This is a genomic window from Pseudomonas sp. GW823-FHT02C02, assembly GCF_058797635.1.
This window is the reverse complement of sequence record NZ_JBXAJV010000004.1, coordinates 469,194-489,991: the sequence shown is the minus strand read 5'-3', so window position 1 is coordinate 489,991 and position 20,798 is coordinate 469,194. Positions and strand designations below refer to the sequence as shown.

The 20,798-nt window shown below is 61.3% G+C and carries 20 protein-coding genes; 16 read left to right on the top strand and 4 right to left on the bottom strand.

All coding sequences use genetic code 11. The annotated features are described in order from the left end of the window. The 5 genes from AC1ROI_RS09970 to AC1ROI_RS09950 form a co-directional block, all read left to right on the top strand. A partial coding sequence (locus tag AC1ROI_RS09970; RefSeq protein WP_492573977.1) for an Ig-like domain-containing protein occupies positions 1 to 3,396 on the top strand: 3,396 nt, incomplete at its 5' end. Between the two features lie 41 nt (positions 3,397 to 3,437). After that, complete coding sequence (locus AC1ROI_RS09965) at positions 3,438 to 4,952, top strand: TolC family protein (protein ID WP_042932453.1); 1,515 nt, start codon at positions 3,438 to 3,440, stop codon at positions 4,950 to 4,952. Then, entirely contained in the window at positions 4,936 to 5,541 is a 606-nt protein-coding gene (gene cysC / locus AC1ROI_RS09960; protein ID WP_102595038.1) for an adenylyl-sulfate kinase, read from the top strand. The genes AC1ROI_RS09965 and cysC overlap by 17 nt, the downstream gene beginning before the upstream one ends. Next, the gene (locus AC1ROI_RS09955; RefSeq protein WP_102595039.1) at positions 5,538 to 6,323 is read left to right on the top strand and encodes an aspartyl/asparaginyl beta-hydroxylase domain-containing protein; all 786 of its coding nucleotides are present in this window, start codon (positions 5,538 to 5,540) and stop codon (positions 6,321 to 6,323) included. The genes cysC and AC1ROI_RS09955 overlap by 4 nt, the downstream gene beginning before the upstream one ends. Further along, positions 6,311 to 7,306 (top strand): sulfotransferase family protein, encoded by a 996-nt coding sequence (locus tag AC1ROI_RS09950; RefSeq protein WP_102599727.1) that lies wholly within the window; start codon positions 6,311 to 6,313, stop codon positions 7,304 to 7,306. Before AC1ROI_RS09955 ends, AC1ROI_RS09950 begins: the two co-directional genes overlap by 13 nt. Positions 7,307 to 7,392: 86 nt before the next feature. On the opposite strand, the gene AC1ROI_RS09945 is transcribed toward AC1ROI_RS09950, so the two are convergent. The 3 genes from AC1ROI_RS09945 to AC1ROI_RS09935 form a co-directional block, all read right to left on the bottom strand. Next, positions 7,393 to 7,776, bottom strand: coding sequence for a DUF6124 family protein (locus tag AC1ROI_RS09945; RefSeq protein ID WP_102595041.1), 384 nt, complete (start codon positions 7,774 to 7,776; stop codon positions 7,393 to 7,395). 326 nt (positions 7,777 to 8,102) lie between these two features. Continuing rightward, positions 8,103 to 8,861 (bottom strand): slipin family protein, encoded by a 759-nt coding sequence (locus tag AC1ROI_RS09940; protein ID WP_010464903.1) that lies wholly within the window; start codon positions 8,859 to 8,861, stop codon positions 8,103 to 8,105. A 2-nt stretch (positions 8,862 to 8,863) separates the two neighbouring features. Continuing rightward, positions 8,864 to 9,397: an NfeD family protein gene (locus AC1ROI_RS09935; RefSeq protein WP_010464902.1), complete on the bottom strand. Its 534-nt coding sequence runs from the start codon at positions 9,395 to 9,397 to the stop codon at positions 8,864 to 8,866. 199 nt (positions 9,398 to 9,596) lie between these two features. Between AC1ROI_RS09935 and AC1ROI_RS09930 the strand changes: the two genes are divergently transcribed. The 10 genes from AC1ROI_RS09930 (at position 9,597) to AC1ROI_RS09885 (ending at position 18,407) form a co-directional block, all read left to right on the top strand. Further along, positions 9,597 to 10,058, top strand: coding sequence for an aminoacyl-tRNA deacylase (locus tag AC1ROI_RS09930; RefSeq protein WP_010464901.1), 462 nt, complete (start codon positions 9,597 to 9,599; stop codon positions 10,056 to 10,058). Between the two features lie 138 nt (positions 10,059 to 10,196). Then, a complete protein-coding gene (locus tag AC1ROI_RS09925; protein ID WP_010464900.1) occupies positions 10,197 to 10,442 on the top strand; it encodes a DUF2789 domain-containing protein in 246 nt (81 codons plus the stop codon). 161 nt (positions 10,443 to 10,603) lie between these two features. Then, positions 10,604 to 10,732, top strand: coding sequence for a hypothetical protein (locus tag AC1ROI_RS09920; protein ID WP_256580107.1), 129 nt, complete (start codon positions 10,604 to 10,606; stop codon positions 10,730 to 10,732). Between the two features lie 135 nt (positions 10,733 to 10,867). After that, positions 10,868 to 11,296, top strand: a complete 429-nt coding sequence (locus AC1ROI_RS09915; protein WP_010464897.1) for a MarR family winged helix-turn-helix transcriptional regulator — start codon at positions 10,868 to 10,870, stop codon at positions 11,294 to 11,296. Further along, entirely contained in the window at positions 11,293 to 13,365 is a 2,073-nt protein-coding gene (locus AC1ROI_RS09910; protein ID WP_077747464.1) for an FUSC family protein, read from the top strand. Before AC1ROI_RS09915 ends, AC1ROI_RS09910 begins: the two co-directional genes overlap by 4 nt. Beyond that, positions 13,362 to 13,571, top strand: a complete 210-nt coding sequence (locus AC1ROI_RS09905; protein ID WP_010464893.1) for a DUF1656 domain-containing protein — start codon at positions 13,362 to 13,364, stop codon at positions 13,569 to 13,571. Before AC1ROI_RS09910 ends, AC1ROI_RS09905 begins: the two co-directional genes overlap by 4 nt. Beyond that, positions 13,568 to 14,455 carry an efflux RND transporter periplasmic adaptor subunit gene (locus AC1ROI_RS09900; RefSeq protein WP_010464891.1) on the top strand — a complete coding sequence of 296 codons (888 nt, stop codon included), beginning with the start codon at positions 13,568 to 13,570 and terminating at the stop codon, positions 14,453 to 14,455. The genes AC1ROI_RS09905 and AC1ROI_RS09900 overlap by 4 nt, the downstream gene beginning before the upstream one ends. Further along, positions 14,452 to 15,900 carry an efflux transporter outer membrane subunit gene (locus tag AC1ROI_RS09895; protein WP_102595043.1) on the top strand — a complete coding sequence of 483 codons (1,449 nt, stop codon included), beginning with the start codon at positions 14,452 to 14,454 and terminating at the stop codon, positions 15,898 to 15,900. The genes AC1ROI_RS09900 and AC1ROI_RS09895 overlap by 4 nt, the downstream gene beginning before the upstream one ends. A gap of 81 nt (positions 15,901 to 15,981) precedes the next feature. Then, positions 15,982 to 16,617, top strand: a complete 636-nt coding sequence (locus AC1ROI_RS09890) for an NADH:ubiquinone oxidoreductase subunit N (RefSeq protein ID WP_083375310.1) — start codon at positions 15,982 to 15,984, stop codon at positions 16,615 to 16,617. A 284-nt stretch (positions 16,618 to 16,901) separates the two neighbouring features. Continuing rightward, on the top strand, positions 16,902 to 18,407 hold the full coding sequence (locus AC1ROI_RS09885) for a YdgA family protein (protein WP_102595044.1): 1,506 nt from the start codon (positions 16,902 to 16,904) through the stop codon (positions 18,405 to 18,407). Positions 18,408 to 18,482: 75 nt separating this feature from the next. Here AC1ROI_RS09885 and AC1ROI_RS09880 read toward each other — a convergent pair whose 3' ends face one another. Beyond that, on the bottom strand, positions 18,483 to 20,012 hold the full coding sequence (locus AC1ROI_RS09880) for an FAD-dependent oxidoreductase (protein WP_102595045.1): 1,530 nt from the start codon (positions 20,010 to 20,012) through the stop codon (positions 18,483 to 18,485). 139 nt (positions 20,013 to 20,151) lie between these two features. On the opposite strand from AC1ROI_RS09880, the gene AC1ROI_RS09875 reads away from it, so the two are divergent. Next, a complete protein-coding gene (locus tag AC1ROI_RS09875) occupies positions 20,152 to 20,712 on the top strand; it encodes a YbhB/YbcL family Raf kinase inhibitor-like protein (protein ID WP_010464881.1) in 561 nt (186 codons plus the stop codon). Positions 20,713 to 20,798: the final 86 nt, after the last annotated feature.

Below are 20,798 nucleotides of genomic sequence, written 5' to 3'. Positions count from 1 at the left end.
CTCAACAACAGCGGTGTGCAAAACGGTTCGGGCAATGCCGGCAGCGGCACCACCAACTCCAACAACTACGCCATCGACACCGTGCGCCCGACGGCCACCATCGTGGTGGCGGACACTGCACTGAGCATCGGCGAAACCTCGCTGGTCACGATTACCTTCTCGGAAGCGGTCAGCGGTTTCACCAACGCCGACCTGACCCTTGCCAACGGCACGTTGAGCGCGGTGAGCAGCAGTGACGGCGGCATCACCTGGACGGCGACCTTCACCCCGAGTGCCAGCGTCAATGACACGACTAACCTGATCACCCTGGACAACACCGGGATCGCGGATCTGGCGGGCAACGCCGGCAGCGGCACTACCGATTCCAACAACTACGCCATCGATACGCTCCGCCCTACCGCGACCATCGTCCTGGCAGACCCGACCCTGAGTGCCGGCGAAACTTCGCTGGTGACCATCACCTTCTCCGAGGCCGTCAGTGGTTTCACCAACGCTGACCTGACGATTGCCAACGGCACGTTAACCGCCGTGAGCAGCAGCGACGGTGGCATCACCTGGACCGCGACCTTCACGCCCACCGTCGGCGTGAATGACCTGACCAACGTCATCACCTTGGCCAATACCGGCGTGGCTGACCTTGCTGGCAATACCGGCAGCGGCACCACCAATTCCGGCAATTACACGATCGATACCGTGCTGCCGACGGCGACTATCGTGGTCGCCGACAACGCCCTGAACATCGGTGAAACCTCCCTGGTGACCATCACCTTCAGCGAAGCCGTGAGCGGTTTCAGCAACGCCGACCTGACGATTGCCAACGGCACGTTGAGCGCGGTGAGCAGCAGCGACGGCGGCATCACCTGGACGGCGACTTTCACGCCGACCACCAGCATCACCGATGCCACCAACCTGATTACCCTGGACAACAGCGGTGTGCAAAATGCCTCGGGCAACGTGGGCAGCGGCACCACCGATTCGAACAACTTCGCCATCGACACCGTGCGCCCGACGGCCACCATCGTGGTGGCGGACACCACGCTGGCGCTGGGCCAAACCTCGCTGGTCACCATCACGTTCAGCGAGGCGGTCAGCGGTTTCTCCAATGCCGACCTGACTATTGCCAACGGCACGTTGAGTGCGGTGAGCAGCAGCGACGGCGGCATCACCTGGACGGCAACCTTCACGCCGACTGTCAGCGTCAACGATGCGACTAACCTAATCACGCTGGACAACACCGGCATCGTCGACCTGGCCGGTAACGCGGGCAGCGGCACCACCGACTCCAACAACTACGTGATCGACAGCCTGCGTCCGACCGCCACCATCGTCTTGAGTGATACGACTCTGAAACCGGGCGAAACCTCACTGGTGACCATCACCTTCAGCGAGGCGGTCAGCGGTTTCGACAACAGCGACTTGAGCATTGCCAACGGCACGTTGAGCGCCGTGAGCAGCAGCGATGGCGGGATCACCTGGACCGCGACTTTCACCCCGACCCTCGGCGTGACCGATGCGACTAACCTCATCACCCTGAACAACACCGGCATCGCAGACCAGGCCGGTAACGCCGGTACGGGCACCACCAACTCCGCCAACTACGTGGTGGAAACCCAAGTGCCGACCGCGACCATCGTGATCGCCGACAACGCCCTCAAGGCCGGCGAAACTTCAGGCGTGACCATCACCTTCAGCGAAGCGGTGAGTGGTTTCAGCAACGCTGACCTGACCATCGCCAACGGCACGCTGAGCAATGTCTCGTCCAGCGACGGCGGCGTCACCTGGACGGCGACCTTCACGCCAACGGTCGACGTGACGGACAGCAGCAACCTGATCAGCCTCGACAACAGCGGTGTGATCAATGCGTCAGGCAACAGCGGCGTGGGCGTGACCGATTCCAATAATTACGCCGTCGACACGGCGCGGCCGACCGCCACCATCGTGGTCGCGGACAATCGCCTCGGTATCGGCGAGACCACCACGGTGACCATCACCTTCAGCGAAGCGGTGTCCGGTTTCGACTTGTCGGACCTCAGCGTGGCCAACGGTGTGCTGTCCAACCTGGCCAGCAGCGACGGCGGCGTGACCTGGACCGCGACCCTGACGCCGACGGCGAACATCAACGACACCACCAACCTGATCCTGCTCGACACCGGCAACGTGGCTGACGCGGCAGGCAATGCCGGTGCCGCGATTGCCATTTCCAACAACTACGCCCTCGATGCCACGCGCCCGACCGCCACCATCGTGGTCGCCAATTCGCATTTGGGCATTGGCCAGACCACGCTCGTGACCTTCACCTTCAGCGAGGTGGTCAGCGACTTCGACTTGTCGGATTTGAGCGTGACCAACGGCGAGTTGAGCAACCTGGCCAGCAGTGACGGCGGCAAGACCTGGACCGCGACCTTCACGCCCACAGCAAATATGTCCGACCCGAGCAACTTCATCGCCCTCGACACCAGCAATGTCGCCGACCTGGCAGGCAACATCGGCAGCAGCTTCGCCGTGTCCAACAATTACGCCATCGACGGTGAACGGCCGACCGTCACCGTCGTGGTCGCCAACCCCAACATTGGCGTCGGGCAGACGTCGCTGGTGACGATCACGTTCAATGAAGCAGTGAGCGGTTTCGATCTGTCCGACATCAATGTGGCCAACGGCACGTTGTCCGACCTGTCCAGCAGCGACGGCGGCACAACCTGGACCGCGATGCTGACGCCTACCAACAATGTCAGCAACGGCAGCAACGTGATCAGCCTGAACATCGCGGGCGTCAGTGACGGTTCGGGCAATGCCGGCAGCGGCGCCAGCCAGTCGAATAACTTCGCGATCAACACCGTATCGACCCCAAGTGTGTTGGTGCCGGTCGATCCGGTGATCCCCGTCTCGCAACCCGTAACCGTTGCCGAGCAACCGAACGTGCCGCTGCAACCGATCATTTTCGCCGCGCCAACGGGCGCGCTGGGCTCGCCGCTGACCTTTACCCCGCTGTTCGAAGACCGGGTGATCGGCAACGGCATCCGGCCGCTGGGGGACATTTTCATCAACCGTGGCGCGCTGACCCGCAGCTTCATCGCCCAGGTATTCAGCAGCAGCGACAGTGGCGGCGATGGGTCAGGTCACGGTTTCCTTGGCTTTGGGGGTGGCGATGGCGGGGTATTCAGCACCAGTACGCTGTCGAGTCTGTTCAATCAGGACACCAGCAGTGAACGCGGCGAGCTGAACTCTTTCGGCAGTCATTCCATCAGGGGCGGGGATGTTTCCCAAGGACTGCGCGGCGTGTTTGGCGCGCTGACGCTGAACGAGCAATTGCAACAACTCAAAGACACCGAGCAACGGCAGGTCGACAGCCTGGCCGCAGCGTTGAAACAGGTCGGCATCAGCGAAATGCAGGCCTGAAATAACCATAAAATCAGTGCAGCACTCAGGGGCAGTCAAGGATGAATAGAAGTCACTCGTTGTTGTGCGTCAGCCTGCTGGCGCTTGCGATAAGCGGATGTGCCGTCAAAAGTGAACCGATCGAACGCAGCGTCAGCGAACAGCGCGCCAAGAGCGATCTGCAAAATATGTACACCGGCCAGGAGCCGCTCAGTGGTCCGCTGACCTTGCACCAGGCCATGGCCCGTGCGGTGAAATACAACCTTGAAGGCCGGCTCAAGATCATGGAAGAGGCATTGGCCAAGCGCCAACTCGACCTCGCCAGTTTCGACATGCTGCCGCGCATGGCCCTGGATGCAGGCTACGTCGGGCGTAGCAACGTTGGCGCCTCCAGCAGCCAGAGCGTACTGACCGGCACCCAGTCTTTGGAACCGTCGACCTCCCAGGACCGCGACCGCCGAGTGGCCGACCTGACCATGGTGTGGAATGTCCTCGACTTCGGCGTCAGCTACATCAGTGCCAAGCAACAAGGCGACCAGCGCCTGATTGTTCAGGAACGCCGGCGCAAGGTCATCAACACCATCGTCCAGGACGTGCGCTCGGCCTATTGGCGAGCGGTGGCCGCCGAACGTTTGCTCACGCAGATCGACAGCCTGATGGCGCGGGTCGATACGGCACGCGGCAACAGCCAAAGCATGAGCACCCAACGCATCGGCGATCCGATCCAGGCGCTGGGTTACCAGCGTTCGCTGATCGAGGCGACCCGCCAGTTGCAAGAGCAACGCCGGGCGCTGTCCCTGGCCAAAACCGAACTGGCGACTCTGATCAACCTGCCGATGGGCACCGATCTGAAATTGGCGACCCCGGACGACTACTCGATTCCGCAGTTGAAGGTCGGCATGGCCAGCCTGGAGCATGAAGCCCTGGCCAGCCGTCCGGAGCTGCGCGAACAGGATTACCAGACCCGCATCAGCACTGCCGAAACCCGTAAAGCCATGCTGCGGCTGTTGCCGGGGCTGGAGTTTTCGGCAGGTGGGCATTACGACAGCAACTCGTTTCTGGTCAACGACAAGTGGGCCGACTACGGGGTGAAATTGACCTGGAACCTGTTTAACGTGATTTCCGCACCGGCCGCGATCAACGTGGCCAAGGCCGGCGAAGAGGTCGCCAAGGCACGGCGCCAGGCCATGTCCATCGCGGTGCTGGCCCAGCTCTATGTGGCGAACGCCAACTACCAGGAAGCGCTGAATCAGTTCCAGACCAACCAGGAACTCTCGAGCATCGACGGGGAGATTCTGGGGCAATTGCGCAACCGTCATCAGGCGGCGGGACTTGGTGAACTGGACCTGATCCAGGGTGAACTGAACACGTTGCAGGCGGATTTGCGCCGGGACCTGTCCTATGCCGATCTGCGTAACGCCTACGGCCAGATCTTCGCCAGCGCCGGCCTCGATCCGATGCCGGACGAGGTGCAATCCACCGAAGTCCAATCCATCGCCACCGCCTTGGCCAACCGCGAAGCGGCGTGGGCGTCGGGCAATATCAGTGTGCCGGTGACCCATGCTCCGGTCCAATAACCTGCTGGCGCCGACCGCGAGCATCAATCGCGAACAACGGGAGACCCGCAATGGTCATCAAGGCGCCGCGATCCTGCTGACCGGTTTGCCGGCAGCGGGTAAATCGACGCTGGCCCAGGCCCTGCACGCTGAGTTGTTCGAGCGCGGCGTGCAGAGCGTGGTGCTCGATGGCGACGGCTTGCGGGTCGGGCTCAATCGTGACCTGGGCTTTTCCGACAGCGATCGTCTGGAGAACATCCGCCGCGCCAGCGAACTCGCGGCGCTGTTGGTGGAGAACGGGCAGATCGTCATCCTCGCGATGATCGCGCCTCTGGTGGAGTTGCGTGAGGTGTTCGCTCGCCGTCTGGGTGAGGATTACCGCGAAGTCTGGTGCAGCGCTTCGTTGGCGGTGTGCGAGCAGCGCGATCCCAAAGGTCATTATGCGCGGGCCCGTCGTGGTGACCTGGCGGGATTTACCGGGATTTCCGCGCCCTATGAACCGCCGCCGTCCGCCTCTTTGGTGCTCGACACCGGCGTGCAGTCGGTCGAAGCCTGCCTCGACCGACTGCTGACCTGGCTCGGCGAGTGTGCGGTGCTGCCGAAACGATGAGCAGACCGGTATTTTCCCGCTTGCCGGTGGCGGTGGATTTACCGCTGTTGTTGCAGGCGCTGGCGGCGATTGGCGAGGACGCGTGGCATGCGCATTTCAACAGCGATTACTACGCCGGGGACTGGAGTGGTGTGGCGCTGGTGTCGGCGGCGGATGCCCTGACGGAACTGTCCCCGGGGCGTGGCGAACCGCTGTTGCGTGCGCCGTGGTTGCGGGATCCGCGATGGCAGCAGGGCTTGCGGGATCTGCCGGTGGAGGTCGTGTCGGCGCGCCTGTTGCGACTTGGGCCGGGCGGGCAGATTCATGATCATCGTGACTACGATCTTGGCGGACCAGCCGCCGATCTGCGCCTGCACATCCCGCTGCTCAGCCCGCCGAAAGTGGACTTCATGCTGGACGGTCAGCGCGTGCCGATGACGGCAGGCGAGTGCTGGTTCCTCGACCTGTCGCGACCGCACCGTGTGGACAATCGGGATACTCAGGCGCGGGTTCATTTGGTGCTCGATTGCCGGCCGGGTGACTGGCTGGAGCAGGCGATTGTCGACGGTGTATCGACTACGCCGCAGCCGGGTTCGGGTGACGGCGCCTTGCTGCAATTCCAGCGTCTGGTGGCCAGTGATTTGCAGCTTTCGAAGACCTTGCAGGGCTTGCCGGACACCGAGGTGTTTATCACCCGCACCTTGGAGCTGGCGGCGGAGCGAGGCCTGGAATTTTCTCGGGAAGAACTGCGTGCCGCGATGCGCAGCGGTCGCCGCCGATGGAATGAACAATGGAGCGCCTGAATCTCGAAGGCTGGTTGCCGATGCGGATCTGGCAGCCGGCTGGCGAGTGGCAGGTCGATTGGTGCTGGTTCGGGGACACGCCGTTGCATCATCCGTTTTTTCGCGATGCCGTGGAAGCTGCGCTGAGGTTACCGTTCAATCAGGCGTTTCGTCGGCAGACGCCTCTGGCTGTTCTTGGCGACTGGGAGGCGCAGAGTCCCGGGTTGGCGCCGAGTGCATTCATTTTTCATGCTTCGCGATGCGGCTCGACTCTGATCAGTCAGATGCTCGCGCAACTCACCAACCACATCGTCATCAGCGAACCGCCGCCGCTGGATGCGTTGTTGCGCAGTGGTTTGCCAGTCGTCGAACGGTGTGCCGCGGTCAAAGGGTTGTTGTCCGCCTATGGTCAGCGTCGGCTCGGTACGGAGCAACGGCTGGTGATCAAGCTCGATGCCTGGAACATCACCGAATTGCCCCTGTTGCGCGAGTGCTTTCCCGACACGCCCTGGTTGTTTGTGTACCGCGATCCGCTGGAAATCGCTGTTTCCCATATACGCCGCCCGGGCATGCACATGGTGCCGAGAATGATCGGGGCCAGTGGGCTGGATGACGAATGGCCGTTCGACAGTCGTGAGGATTTTATTGCGCGGCGGTTGGGGCGGTTGCTGGCATCGGGGTTGGCGCAATGCCAGGCGTTTGGTGGGTTGGCGGTGAATTACAGCGAGTTGCCGGGCGCAATGGCGGGGCGGTTGGCTGGATTTTTCGGGTTGGATGACGTGCAGAGGGAGCAAGTGTTTGCGGCGGTGGGGCGGCATGCCAAACAGCCTTCATCGGTGTTTGTCGGGGACTGTGATGACAAGCGGCGTGAGGCGTCGACGTTGTTGCGTGAGCGGGTGGAGCGTTGGGCGCGGGGGCCTTATGAGGCGCTGGTTGCCAAGTCATGCATTGACAGCACTGACGCCATCGCGAGCAGGCTCACTCCTACAGTTGATCTTCAGTGAACACAAATTATGTGTACGACGCAGATCCAATGTAGGAGCGAGCCTGCTCGCGATGGCGGCGGTCAATTAACCGCCAATCGACCTGGCTAAACCTTGGCCTGAGCCTGCTGAATCTGCATCGCCTCCCAATGATCCATCGCCCGCTCTACGAGAAACTGCACGCCATCGGCCATGCGGCTGAGCGCCAAGGCAACCGAACGCCGCGTCCCGTCCACATCGCCCGCCAGATCGGCCGCAATGGCGCTGATGGACAGCAGGTCTTCGGAGGCATTGGCCAGCAGGGCTTCGGTATCGATGTCGGGGGAAACGGTGAAGAGATGGCCTTTGCGGCGTTTGGCTGGTTTTCCGTCAGTCGGGGGGAAGTAGTGGGCGAAGGCGCGGTCTGCGGCTTCCTTGAGTTTTTCGGCTTCGAGGGAATCGTCGGAATCGGTGCCAGGGTTACCTGGCGGATTCGGCGTAATTTTGTGCATATATAAAAATCCTAAACAGTAAGTAGGAGCCGTCACCGTTCGCTTGCACGCGAATGGGGTGGCGGCCGAGCGCAGGTGTGCAAGACCGGGACTGTTTAGGACACCCAGCAGATCCGAGGATCTCCTGCGCGCAGCCGCCATTAAGCAATGAGACATGGCAATTGCGACCTAAACAGTTTCGTCGGACTTGCACGTCCGTGTCACCGTTTATTCAGTGACAAACCCAGACTAGACCTGGGTTCAGGCCGGAACAAGTTCACCAACACCACTACAACTTGAAGGAAATCTCCGACGGAGTTACCAGACGTTGGTGTTTTCGCGGAAGGTCAGGATTTCGACGACAAATCCGCCATCCCCTTGAGCAATTCGATCGGCAGCGGGAAGACAATCGTCGCTGTCTTGTCCCCGGCAATCGAGCTCAGCGTCTGCATGTAGCGCAACTGCATGGCCCCCGGCTGACGCCCCAACATCTCGGCGGCTTGCATGAGTTTTTCCGAGGCCTGCAATTCGCCTTCGGCGTGAATCACCTTGGCCCGGCGTTCCCGCTCGGCTTCGGCCTGTTTGGCGATGGCGCGGACCATCGATTCGTTGAGGTCTACGTGCTTGATCTCGACGTTCGCCACCTTGATGCCCCAGGCATCGGTCTGGGCGTCGAGCACTTGCTGGATGTCGATGTTCAGCCGTTCCCGTTCGGCCAGCAGTTCATCGAGCTCATGTTTACCCAGCACTGCCCGCAACGTGGTTTGGGCCAGTTGGCTGGTGGCCATGAGGAAGTCTTCGACCTGGATGATGGCTTTCTGCGGATCGAGCACGCGGAAATACAGCACGGCGTTGACCTTGACCGAGACATTGTCGCGGGTGATCACGTCTTGTGTCGGCACGTCGAGCACCACGGTGCGCAGGTCGACGCGAACCATTTGCTGGACCACCGGAATCAGCAGGATCAGGCCTGGCCCCTTGACTTGCCAGAAGCGCCCGAGCTGGAACACCACCCCGCGCTCGTATTCGCGCAGGATGCGGAAGGTCGACCCCGCCAGCGCGATCAGCAGTAACAGCAGCGCGGCAAAACCCAGTTGCAGGCCCATGGCTATTCTCCCTTCGACGCCGCGTCAGCCGCGGCCACTTTCAGCAGTAATCCCTTGCGTGCCACCACCCGGACCTTTTGCCCCGGTTGCAGCGGCGTGCTGCTGAGCACTTGCCACTGTTCGCCTTGCAGGTGCACCCAGCCGTTACAGGCGTTGTCGGCGTTCAACGAAATCACCGGCGTCACGCTGCCCACAAGTCCGGCATCGCCACTGACGTTGTGCCGCGGTCGGGTTTTCAGGGCGCGGATCAGCAGGAAGATCAACAAAAGCGCACTGATCAGTCCCAGGCCGATCATCAACGGCACCGGCACCTCGGTGTTGGTCAGAATCACCGCGCCGATGACGAACATCACAATGCCACCGAGCCCGATCACGCCGTAATTGGGCAGCGCCGCCTCGGCGATCAAAAAGGCGATACCGAGCGTGATCAGCCAGATCCCCATGGGGTTGGGGGCCAGCAAGACAATGGTGTCCGACGCGAAGACCGATCCGCTCAAGGCCAACAGCAGCGCAACTGCACAGCAACGAATGTTCACGCGACCCTCCGGGAGAGTCATTGATGGTTCTTTATACAGTCTAGCTGAGCTGTGGGTTGTACGAATTTTGACCAGTTGTTGACCTTGGCCCGGCGGGCGGATTTCACTCCGGAATGCGTCAGCGGGCCTAGACTTTCAGTACGAAGAAAAGTGTTAACCATCGTCCGCCAAACAGTGTTTGCGGACACCGAGGTGCATCATGCGTATGGCAAGAACCCTGCAGAGCAGCCTGGACAAGGCGCACTGCGAATATGACATCGTGTCCCACCCGCACTCGGCCAGCAGCCTTGAAACCGCGCGACTCGCGGGCATTCCTGCCGAACGGGTGGCCAAGTCAGTTATCCTCGACGACCAACATGGGCATTTCCTGATGGCTGTGCTGCCCGCCAGCCGTCATCTGGACCTGAGCAAAGTTCGCAGCAGCGGCGAATGGCAGATCTCCCGGGAAAGCAACCTGCCGCACCTGTTCGATGATTGCGAACGCGGCGCTGTGCCCGCCCTGGGCGAAGCCTATGGCCTGGACGTGGTCATCGACCCGCTACTGACCCGGCAGAAAGACATCTATCTGGAAGCCGGCAACCACACCAATCTGTTGCGCATGGAAATGCCGCAGTTTCTGAAAATGGTGCCGCACGCCGAGGTGCGTGAATTGAGCCAATGAGTTTTGTGGAGTCAGTGACATCGCCTTCGCGGGCAAGCCTCGCTCCTACAGGATCACGCGGCACCTGTAGGAGCGAGGCTTGCCCGCGAATGACTGCGCAGCAGTCACCCCATCATTTGCCATAAAAAGGAGCCCGACATGGAATCCCCAACCCACAACCTCCCCTCGCTGTTCAAGCAACTAGGCCTGCCGGACGACGCCGAAAGCATCGATAAATTCATCGCCACTCACTCACCGCTCAAGCCCGAATTGCATCTGGCCGATGCGTTTTTCTGGAACGAGAGCCAGGCTCAGTTATTGCGGGAGGAGATTCTGGATGATGCGGATTGGGCGGAGGTGGTGGATCAGCTGGATGTGCTGATGAGGAAGGGGCGGGGGGTGTAACCATCTGAACGCAAGACCTTGTCACAGCTTTTCTGAAAGGTGTTACCTGAGCTGAAGTAGCTTTCATGGCGTTGAGTCCAGCCATGAGACCGAGTCATGCAGCGTGTTTGGCAGAAAGAGTCATCAGCATCTCTGAACTCGCGAAAAACGCAGGAACTATAGTGCGTGAGGCGCAAGACAGGCCTGTGGCGGTGATTGAAAAAAATCAGATCAAGGCCTCTCTGGTTTCGGCAGAGCTTTTCGAAACGATGCTGGTGCGTCTGGGCGATTTCAACCAGGGGTCCGGTTGAATGTCGTAAAACGGTCCGTCCGGCTACAGAATTGTTTCAAAACTTGACCAACTTTCCCCTCCAATGCCATATTGATAGTTAGCAAACTAACAGTGTGCATTTCCCCTCGTGCCGAAAAACCTCGACGCTCTCCAGATGAACATCAGCAGCTCCATGGTGGTGGCCGCGAGGCATTGGCGGAAGATCTGCCAGACCACGCTGGTCAACTATGGGATTTCCGAAGCCTGCGCCGTCCCGTTGTTGATGATCGGGCGCCTGGGCGAGGGTGTGCGACAGGTGACGGTGGCGCAGGCGGCTGGGATGGAGAGTCCGTCGCTGGTGCGTCTGCTCGATCAGCTGTGTCACGCCGGTTACGTCTGTCGCACTGAAGACGTCCATGACCGCCGCGCCAAATGCCTGAGCCTCACCGAAACCGGTCGGGAGCTGGTGCAGGCTGTCGAAATCGAGCTGGTGCGTTTGCGCCATGAAGTGCTCGAAGGGATCGACCGCAGTGATCTGGAAGCAACACTGCGGGTGTTGAGAGCCTTTGAAGCCGCGAACGCGCCATCGGTGGCCAACCCTTGAGCGGATTTTTCACCGGCGTTCCTCCGGCGCGGGACTGGTTCTACGGAGTGCGCACGTTCGCGGCGTCGATGATTGCGCTGTACATCGCCATGCTCATGCAAATGCCGCGTCCGTATTGGGCGATGGCCACGGTGTATATCGTTTCCAGCCCTTTTGTCGGCCCCACCAGTTCCAAGGCGTTGTACCGGGCGGTCGGCACCTTGCTCGGTGCGGCGGCCGCGGTTTTTTTCGTGCCGATGTTTGTCCAGAGCCCGTATGTGCTGGTGGTCGTGATCGCGTTGTGGACCGGGACGTTGCTGTTCCTGTCTTTGCATCTGCGCACGGCCAACAGTTATGCGCTGATGCTTGCCGGTTACACCCTGCCGCTGATCGCTCTGCCGGTTGTGGATAACCCGTTGGCGGTGTGGGATGTCGCGGAAGCGCGAACCGAAGAAATCTTTCTCGGCATCGCGGTGGCGGCCGTGGTCGGTGCCATGTTCTGGCCCCGGCGGCTGGCGCCGGTGTTCAACGATTCGGTGAACAAATGGTTCGCCGATGCCTCGACTTACAGCCTGCGTTTCCTCAGCCGCGACGTGCAACCTGATGAAGTCAGCGCATTGCGCTCGGCGATGGTGGCGACGTTCAACAGCCTGGAATTGATGATCGGCCAGCTGCCCCACGAAGGCGCGCGGCCGCAGACGGTGCGTAATACCAAGGAACTGCGCGGCCGCATGATTCATCTGCTGCCCGTGATCGATGCCCTCGACGACGCGCTCTATGCCCTCGAACGCAGAACGCCCGAGCTTGTGGATAAGTTCGCGCCGCTGCTGACGGCGACCACCGAATGGCTGAATCACAAGGATGCCGACCTCGGCCGCTGGCAGGCGCTGAAAGATCAACTTGAGGCCTTGCAACCGTCCGCCGAAGCGCTGAATGACCGCAAGCAACTGCTGTTTTCCAACGCCCTGTATCGCCTCGGCGAGTGGATCGACTTGTGGCAAGACTGCCGCAGCCTGCAATACGCCATTCAATGCGAAAGCCAGGACAGCTGGCGCGCGGTGTATCGGCACTGGCGCCTGGGCCGCCTGTCGCCGTTTCTCGACCGGGGGCTGATGCTTTATTCGGCGGCGTCCACGGTGACCGCGATTATTGTCGCCTCGGTGCTATGGATCCTGCTCGGCTGGACGGATGGCGGCGCTGCGGTGATTCTGGCGGCGGTGGCGTGCAGCTTCTTCGCCTCGATGGACGACCCGGCGCCGCAGATTTTCCGGTTCTTTTTCTGGACCGCGATGTCGGTGTTGTTTGCCAGTCTTTATCTGTTCCTGGTCCTGCCCAACCTGCATGATTTTCCGATGCTGGTGCTGGCGTTTTCTGTGCCGTTCATTTGCATCGGCACCCTGACGGTCAAGCCGCAGTTTTACCTGGGCATGCTGCTGACGCTGGTCAACACCTCGTCGTTCATCAGCATTCAGGGCGCTTACGACGCGGATTTCCTCAGCTTCGCCAACTCCAACCTCGCCGGCCCCGTCGGCTTGCTGTTTGCCTTTGTCTGGACCCTGATCGCCCGGCCATTCGGTGCGGAACTGGCGGCCAAGCGCCTGACCCGTTTCAGCTGGCGCGACATTGTCAGCCTGACCGAGCCGGCCACGCTGGCCGAACACCGGCACCTGGGCGTGCAGATGCTCGATCGCCTGATGCAGCATCTGCCGCGCCTGGCCATGACCGGGCAAGACACCGGCATCGCGCTGCGGGAAGTGCGCGTAGCGCTGAACCTGCTCGACTTGCTGGCTTACACGCCGCGAGTGCTCGGCGCCCCGCAAGTGCTGCTGCATCAAGTGGTGGCCGAGGTTGGCGAGTATTTCAAGGCGTGCCTGAAGGCGGGCGAGCGATTGCCGGCACCGAGCCCGCTGCTGATGACCCTCGACCGCACCCGCCGCGCCCTCAACACCGAGTGCGATGACGGCGCGCGTCTGCACCTGTTGCATGCCCTGAGCGGCCTGCGCCTGTCGCTGCTGCCAGGGGTGGAATTCGTCGCCTTGGGCGAACTCGAAGAACCGCTTCCCCATGGCATCGATGGAGCGCCTTTATGATCGGTGATCTGGATATCAGCGGGGTCTTCCTGCCCACGTTGCTGGTGCTGATGGGCATTACGTATCTGTTGTTCCTGTTGGTGCACGGGCTGCTGACACGCCTGCACTTTTACCGTCTGGTCTGGCACCGGGCATTGTTTAACGTGGCTCTCTACGCCTTGCTGCTTGGCGCCGTGGACTCACTCAGTCGATACCTGATGACATGAAAAAACCTTTTTTGACCCTCGGTCGCGTGGTCCTGACCTTGCTGATCGTGACCTTCGCCGTCGTCGTGGTCTGGCGCATGGTGATGTATTACATGTTCGCGCCCTGGACCCGGGACGGGCACATCCGTGCCGACATCGTGCAGATCGCGCCGGACGTTTCCGGGCTGATCCAGCAGGTGCAGGTGCGTGACAACCAATTGGTGAAACGCGGCCAGGTGCTGTTCAGCATCGACCAGGACCGATTCAAACTGGCCTTGCGTCAGGCGAAAGCGGCGGTCGCCGACCGTCAGGAAACCCTGGCCCAGGCGCAACGGGAAGCCAAGCGTAACCGCGGCCTCGGCAATCTGGTGCCGGGCGAGCAACTGGAAGAAAGCCAGTCGCGGGTCGCTCGCGCCGAAGTTGCGCTGATGGAAGCTCAGGTGGCGGTGGACAGCGCCCAGCTCAACCTGGACCGCTCGACCATTCGCAGCCCGGTGGACGGCTATGTCAACGACCGCGCGCCGCGTGCGCAGGAATTCGTCACCGCCGGGCGTCCGGTGTTGTCGGTGGTGGACAGTAATTCGTTCCACATCGACGGTTATTTCGAAGAAACCAAACTCGACGGCATTCATGTCGGCCAGTCGGTCGACATCCGCGTGGTCGGCGACCGCGCGCGTTTGCGTGGCCACGTGGAAAGCATCGTCGCCGGCATCGAAGACCGCGACCGCAGCAGCGGCAGCAACCTGCTGCCCAACGTCAATCCGGCGTTCAGCTGGGTGCGCCTGGCCCAGCGGATTCCGGTGCGGATTGCCTTCGACGACGTACCGGCGGATTTCCGCATGATCGCCGGGCGCACCGCCACGGTATCGATCATGGAAGACCAGCCGCAGGAGCCCGCGAAATGAGCAGGGCCTCGGGTTTGGCTGTCGTCGGATTAGGCGTGTTGCTGTCGGCCTGTCAGGTGGTCGGGCCGGACTATCACCTGCCGGACGACGCGGCCATCCACCGTGACGACTTGCAGGGTGACTTGGCGGTGAACGGTAAAAATGTCGTTTCGGCCCCGGTGCCCGCCGATTGGTGGCGCCTGTATCAGGATCCGCGCCTGGACCAATTGGTGCAGCAGGCCATGGTCACCAATACCGATTTGCGCGTGGCGGCGGCGAGCCTTTCCCGGGCCCGTGCTCAGGTTGACGAAGCGCAGGCGGCGGGCGGCTGGAGCGGCGGCGTGAAAATGGGCGCCCAGCGTTTGCAGGAGTCCGGCGAAGCCTTCTTGCTGGCGGATAAAGTACCCGTGGCCAACGTTGGCGACATCGGCATTACGACCTCGTATCAGTTCGACCTGTTTGGCACCTTGCAGCGCGGCATCGAAGCGGCCAAGGCCAATGCCGACGCGACCCAGGCTGCCGCCGATACCGCACGCATCACCTTGGTGGCCGATGTGGTTCGGGCCTACACCCAAGTGTGTGCGGCCAATGGAGAGCAGGAAATCGCTCAGCATTCCCTCGACCTGCAAGCCCAAGGCACGACCCTGATCCAGCGTCTGCGCGACGCCGGGCGCGGCGATGAAACCCAGGTCACGCGCTCGCAAACTCAATTCAAATCCTTGCGCGCCGACATGCCGCGCTATGAAGCGGCGCGCCAGGCGGGTTTGTTCCGTTTGTCGATGCTGTTGGCCAAACCGGTCGATCAGTTGCCGGCCGGGACCGCCACCTGCAACGAACTGCCGAAAATCACTCAATTATTGCCGGTCGGTGACGGCGCCACTTTGCTCAAGCGCCGGCCCGATGTGCGCCAGGCCGAGCGCCGATTGGCCGCCGCGACCGCTGGCATCGGCATCGCCACCGGCGAGTTGTACCCGGACATCAGCATCGGCGCGACCGTCGGCACCGTCGGCATCCTGGAAAACCTCGGCAAACCGGCGACCAACCGCTGGGGCTTTGGTCCGTTGTTGACCTGGACTGTGCCGTCCAATGGTTCCCGGGCGCGAATCCGTGAGGCAGAAGCGGCGACCCAAGGCACGCTTGCGCATTTCGACGGCGTGGTGCTCAACGCCATCCGCGAAACCCAGACCAGCCTGGCGCAATACTCCGCGCTGCTGCAACGCCGCGATGCGTTGGCCGATGCCGAACAATCGGCACAACTGGCCGCCGACCAGACCCACCGCTTCTTCCAGGCTGGCCGCGCATCGTTCCTGGCGGATCTGCAAGCGACCCGCACCTACACCGATGTACGGGCGCAATTGGCCTCCGCGAACACGCAAGTTGCCATGAGCCAGATCGATCTGTTCCTCGCGTTGGGCGGTGGCTGGGAAAGCGGACGAACGCAAGCGTCACAACCCGGCAAACCCTGAGGCCGTTGCTATGCTTTGATTTGATGAAGTCGCGCGTCGATTTCATCGATCAAGGCTCGCGTTGGTCATGGGGATCTAATAATGAAAAACCCTTATGCTCCCGGCTTCTGGTGCGCTATTGCGGCATTGGTTCTGCTGTCGGCCACCTATTTCTACGGCATCATGCTGGCCCACCAGATCGACAAGGCTCTGGTGTTCCTCGACAGCGCAGCCGCGCTGATTGCCGTGATGGCAATCGTCGTAGTGGCCTGGGCCTCAGTCCAGGGCCAGCGCATCAAGAAAAGACAACTCGAACAAGGCAAGACCCGGGTGCTGATCTGGGACACCAAGGTGGCTTTGCGTCGGGTCGAAACGGTGTTTGACCGCTATTTCTGGGGCAGTTACTGGCAACCGGGGCGCACGTTCCAGGAAGTCATGGGCGAACTCACCGGCACGCCACTGGAAAAAAGCCTCGATACGTTGAAGAAACAATGCCTTGAACTGGACAAGCAAGTCTCCGAAGACGGCAGGCACTGGCTGAACAACGCCCGCGAACTCTCCGATGTCGCCGCCGCCATGGCCCGCGAACGCTATCAGCTGGACTTCTGCGATCCCCGTGCGGACGTGGCGGGCGGGGCGGTAATCAATCGCGATTTTGAAGTGCTGGTGTATACGTGGACGGCGCGGCTCAAAAGCTTTGATCACCAGCTGGATGAGATGGAAGTTCAGTATTCCTGAATTGATGTTGTCGGTATTGACGCCTTCGCGGGCAAGCCTCGCTCCTACAAGGATCATGCGATACCTGTAGGAGCGAGGCTTGCCCGCGAACGCGATTTCATGACCGCCGAAACTCTCGGCCCGTGCACGCGGTCCATAGACACTCTTTAACCTTTAAACATTGGGCCACCCGGTGCGCCTGATGCTAATCTCCCTCGCACTTTCAGCGCAGTCGTGACCGCAACCCGTCAAGGGTTCAGGGAAGACGACCACATTTTCAACAACGGACATTGATCGGGTAATTCATGAATAAATCAGCAGGCGTGCTTCTTGGGATCGTCGTTGCCATCGGTGCAATCAGCGCCGGTGGTGCCTGGTACACCGGCACCAAAATCGAAGGCGTGCTGAATACCTCGATCGCTGACGCCAACAAAGAGCTGAAAGCCGCGCTGGTGGGTTCCAACGGCACGGCATCGCTGGAACTGGTCTCGCTGGAGCGCCACGTGTTCAGCAGCACCGCGCACTATCGCCTCAAGGGTGAAGGTGAAATGTTTGGCGAAGCGCCGGTCGAGTTGCTGTTCGTCGACCACATCGAACACGGACCGCTGCCGTTCTCGCGTCTGATGTCGCTGAAATGGCTGCCGGTCATGGCCACCAGTCACTACGAACTGGAAAGAACGCCAACCACCGAGAAATGGTTCGCCGCTGCCAAGGACCAGTCGCCTCTCAAGGGCCTGGTCAATATCGGGTACGACAATTCCACCAACGGCACGCTCGAATTGCTGCCGCTGGACGTGGCGCTGGACGCCACCTCCCACCTGAAGTTTTCCGGTCTGAACCTCGACGTCGCCGCCAGCGCCCAAGCCCAAAAGGTCAAGGCTGACGGCTACATGGACAGCCTGACGCTGACCACGGTGGCTGAAGACCAGACACCCGTGAAGGTCGAGCTGAACGGCCTGACCGTGGCCAGCAACCTGACCAAAAGCACCTACGGTTATTACGTCGGCGACAACACCCTGGAGGTGACCGACAGCAAAACCACCTTCGGCGCCAAACAGTCGGTACTGGGCTTCAAGAAATTTGAAATGAAAAACCACACCGAAGAGTCGGGCACCAGCGCTTCGGGGCGCGCCGATTACAAGGTGGGCGAGGTGTCGTTGAATGGCAAAACGTTCGGTTCTGCGCAGATGGCCATGAGCCTGAAAAACCTCGACATCCCGGCGACCATGTCGCTGATGCAGATCTACCAGACCAAATTGCAGCCCTACGAGAAGGCCGCCGCCGAAGCCGCTGCCGCCGGTGAACCGGCGCCAGAACTGGTGTTGACCCCGGAAGAAGAAGCACAGGTCAAAATCGGTCTGGAAAAACTGCTCGCGGCTGGCCCGCAGGTCGCCCTGGAGAATCTGTCGTTCAAATCCACCAACGGTGAAAGCCGCGCCAACCTGGTGCTCGACCTGACCAAACCGCAGTCCATGGACCTGCCGCCAGACCAGTTGACCCAACAACTGATTGCGCTGCTGGATTTCAATCTGAAAGTGTCCAAGCCAATGCTCGTTGACCTGTTCATTGTGCAATCGCAGATCGACGGTCAGACCGACGCCAAGCTCATCGCCGATCAGGCAACGGCGACTGCTGACATGTTCAGCAGCATGGCGGTCGGTACGCAATTGGCCAAGCTGGAGGGCAGCGATGTCGTCACCAAATTGCATTACGCCAACAATCAGGTGGAATTCAATGGCCAGAAAATGACCGTTGAACAATTTGTCGGCTTCGTGATGAGCAAACTCGGCGGCGTTGCACCGATTCAGTAATACCGCTCGCTTCATGGCAACGCCCGGTCTCTGCGAACGCAGGCACCGGGCGTTTTGCTGTCCGCTGGTTAAAACCTAATCCACATCCCGAATCAACAGCCACGCCTCATCCACCGGCAGCGGTTGCTTCATCCGCTCCGCGAGCATCGCCATCGCCCGCTCTTTGTCGCAGGCAACAGCCGCGGCCACCACGCCGTTCTTGCTGAACAGGCCGATAAAGGGTGGATGGTCAGGGTTGCCCTTGAACTCGACTTCGTCCCAGCTTTCAGCGTGGCCGAGGTAGTCGTAATTTTTGCCGAAGTGCCAGGTCCAGAAATACGGCACGTCGAGGTAGTGCTCGTCGCCGCCCAGCATGTTCGCCGCCGCGATCCGCGCCTGTTGCTGGGCCAGGCGCCAGTGCTCGATGCGCTGGGGCTGGCCGTTGAGCGGGAAGGTCGCGATATCACCCGCCGCCCAGAGCCCTTCGGCCACGCGCATGCCGCCATCGACCTGCAGTGAACGGTCTTTTTCCTTGGGCAGGTCGGCAAACGGTTCCGTCGCCGGGCTGACGCCGATGCCGACGAGCACCAGATCGGCAGGCAAACGTTGACCGTTTTCCAGTTTCACCGCTTCGACCTTGCCCGTGCCTTCGATCTGCGCGGCTTCGCTGTCGCTATGAAACACCACGCCGTTGGCCACGTGCCGGGCACGAATCGCCTTGCCGACCGCTTCGCCAAACTGCTTGACGAACGGCACTGCGTGGCGCGCCAGCACGGTGACCTCCAGACCGTATTGGCGCAGGGCCGACGCGGACTCCAAGGCAATGAAGCTATCGCCGATGATCACCACCCGTTGGCCGGGTTTTGCCGCGTTCAGAATCCGCGTCGCCTGATCTTTGGAGCGCAGCAGGAAGACTTGCGGCAAGTCGGCGCCTGGCAACGTGAGGGGGTTGGGTGTGCCGCCGGTCGCGAGCAGCGCAGCGTCATAGGTCAGTGACTGACCGTCGGCCAGTCGCAGTGTTTTGTTGGCTGTATCCAGGCTCGCCACTTCACCGTTTATTCGCTCGATGCGCTGCTCGCGGTAAAAGCGTTCATCCCGTAGCGGCGGGACTTCTTCGGGTGGCATTTCCCCGGCAATCACGAATTTGCTCAGCACTGTGCGGTCGTAACCGGCATCGGCTTCACGGTCGATCAGCACGACACGGCCACCAAAGCCTTTCTCGCGCAATGCCGCTGCTCCCGCCGTGCCGGCGGCCCCGGCTCCGATGATCACAAACGTGCGCTCATCATCGGCTGGCGGGGTGTGGGGATCCGATAGCGGCTGATCGTCGACCCAGACCTCGTCATCACGCATCTCCAGGGGATAGCGCTTGAGGCTGTCCAGAGACGGCGGATCACACAGCCCGCCATCCTCGATCCGATACGCGGCTTTGTGCCACGGACAGATCAGACGCCCATGACACAGCGCACCCTCGGCCAGCGGCGCCCCGGCGTGGGGGCATTCACCTTGATAGGCGCGCAATTGATCGCCGACCCTTAGCAAAACTATCTTGGTGTCCGCGATCCGTACTTCCAGGCCTCGGTTTTCGGGCACATCGGCAAAACGGGCGACGCGGTGCAGGGCCATGATCATTCTCCAGGCGGGCGTTTCACTTAAGAGTTTGGCCTTAGTCCCGAGGTTCAGCCAATTCCCACTGCCACCGCACCAACGGTACGGCTATAGTTCGCAGGCCGACGAAGGCCCCATCCGCACAAGGTGCTCCGGAATGACCCGATTGACCTCTCTGAACCCTTGGCTGGCGGCCGTTGCAGTCGCCCTTTGCGTGCAGTTTCCGGCGCAGGCCCAGGAGCGTTTCACCGTCAGCATTCCCGGTGTTTCGGATAACCGCCTGTTCACCTCGGCGGCGGCCAGCGACGCCAGCGGCTGCGGCGGCAAGAATCAGTCCCCGGCCCTGAGCTGGAACGCCGGCCCCCAGGGCACCTTGAGCTACGCCATCGTCATGCACGACCCGGACGGCCAGAAAGGCCTTGGGGTCGATCACTGGATTCACTACGGCATCAAGGCCACGACCCGTCAGATCCCGGCCGGGGTGGGCGCCAAATCCGCGCTAGAAGGTATGGGCGGCAGCAACAGCAAAGGCACCACCGGCTACATCGGTCCTTGTCCACCCGTCGGCGACAGCTCCCACCACTACATTATCCAGCTCTACGCCCTGGACCTCGCTCCGGACGCCTTGCCCGCCGGCCTGACGCGTGCGCAGCTGCTGGAGAAAATCAAAGGCCATGTGCTGAAAAACAGCAGTGTGGTGCGGCGTTATCACCGCTGAGATTAATTTTTCAGCCGGCTTAACCCGAACCTGGACGGGGGCTCGTCTCAGAGGATGAATGGATCAATTTCCTCCTGAGGTCAGCC

Excerpts from the sequence above, each read along its gene's own strand:
- AC1ROI_RS09965 (WP_042932453.1), top strand. The coding sequence starts at position 3,438 with ATGAATAGAAGTCACTCGTTGTTGTGCGTCAGCCTGCTGGCGCTTGCG.
- cysC (WP_102595038.1), top strand. The coding sequence starts at position 4,936 with ATGCTCCGGTCCAATAACCTGCTGGCGCCGACCGCGAGCATCAATCGC.
- AC1ROI_RS09955 (WP_102595039.1), top strand. The coding sequence starts at position 5,538 with ATGAGCAGACCGGTATTTTCCCGCTTGCCGGTGGCGGTGGATTTACCG.
- AC1ROI_RS09950 (WP_102599727.1), top strand. The coding sequence starts at position 6,311 with ATGGAGCGCCTGAATCTCGAAGGCTGGTTGCCGATGCGGATCTGGCAG.
- AC1ROI_RS09945 (WP_102595041.1), bottom strand. The coding sequence starts at position 7,776 with ATGCACAAAATTACGCCGAATCCGCCAGGTAACCCTGGCACCGATTCC.
- AC1ROI_RS09940 (WP_010464903.1), bottom strand. The coding sequence starts at position 8,861 with ATGGGCCTGCAACTGGGTTTTGCCGCGCTGCTGTTACTGCTGATCGCG.
- AC1ROI_RS09930 (WP_010464901.1), top strand. The coding sequence starts at position 9,597 with ATGCGTATGGCAAGAACCCTGCAGAGCAGCCTGGACAAGGCGCACTGC.
- AC1ROI_RS09925 (WP_010464900.1), top strand. The coding sequence starts at position 10,197 with ATGGAATCCCCAACCCACAACCTCCCCTCGCTGTTCAAGCAACTAGGC.
- AC1ROI_RS09915 (WP_010464897.1), top strand. The coding sequence starts at position 10,868 with ATGAACATCAGCAGCTCCATGGTGGTGGCCGCGAGGCATTGGCGGAAG.
- AC1ROI_RS09905 (WP_010464893.1), top strand. The coding sequence starts at position 13,362 with ATGATCGGTGATCTGGATATCAGCGGGGTCTTCCTGCCCACGTTGCTG.
- AC1ROI_RS09900 (WP_010464891.1), top strand. The coding sequence starts at position 13,568 with ATGAAAAAACCTTTTTTGACCCTCGGTCGCGTGGTCCTGACCTTGCTG.
- AC1ROI_RS09895 (WP_102595043.1), top strand. The coding sequence starts at position 14,452 with ATGAGCAGGGCCTCGGGTTTGGCTGTCGTCGGATTAGGCGTGTTGCTG.
- AC1ROI_RS09890 (WP_083375310.1), top strand. The coding sequence starts at position 15,982 with ATGAAAAACCCTTATGCTCCCGGCTTCTGGTGCGCTATTGCGGCATTG.
- AC1ROI_RS09885 (WP_102595044.1), top strand. The coding sequence starts at position 16,902 with ATGAATAAATCAGCAGGCGTGCTTCTTGGGATCGTCGTTGCCATCGGT.
- AC1ROI_RS09880 (WP_102595045.1), bottom strand. The coding sequence starts at position 20,012 with ATGGCCCTGCACCGCGTCGCCCGTTTTGCCGATGTGCCCGAAAACCGA.
- AC1ROI_RS09875 (WP_010464881.1), top strand. The coding sequence starts at position 20,152 with ATGACCCGATTGACCTCTCTGAACCCTTGGCTGGCGGCCGTTGCAGTC.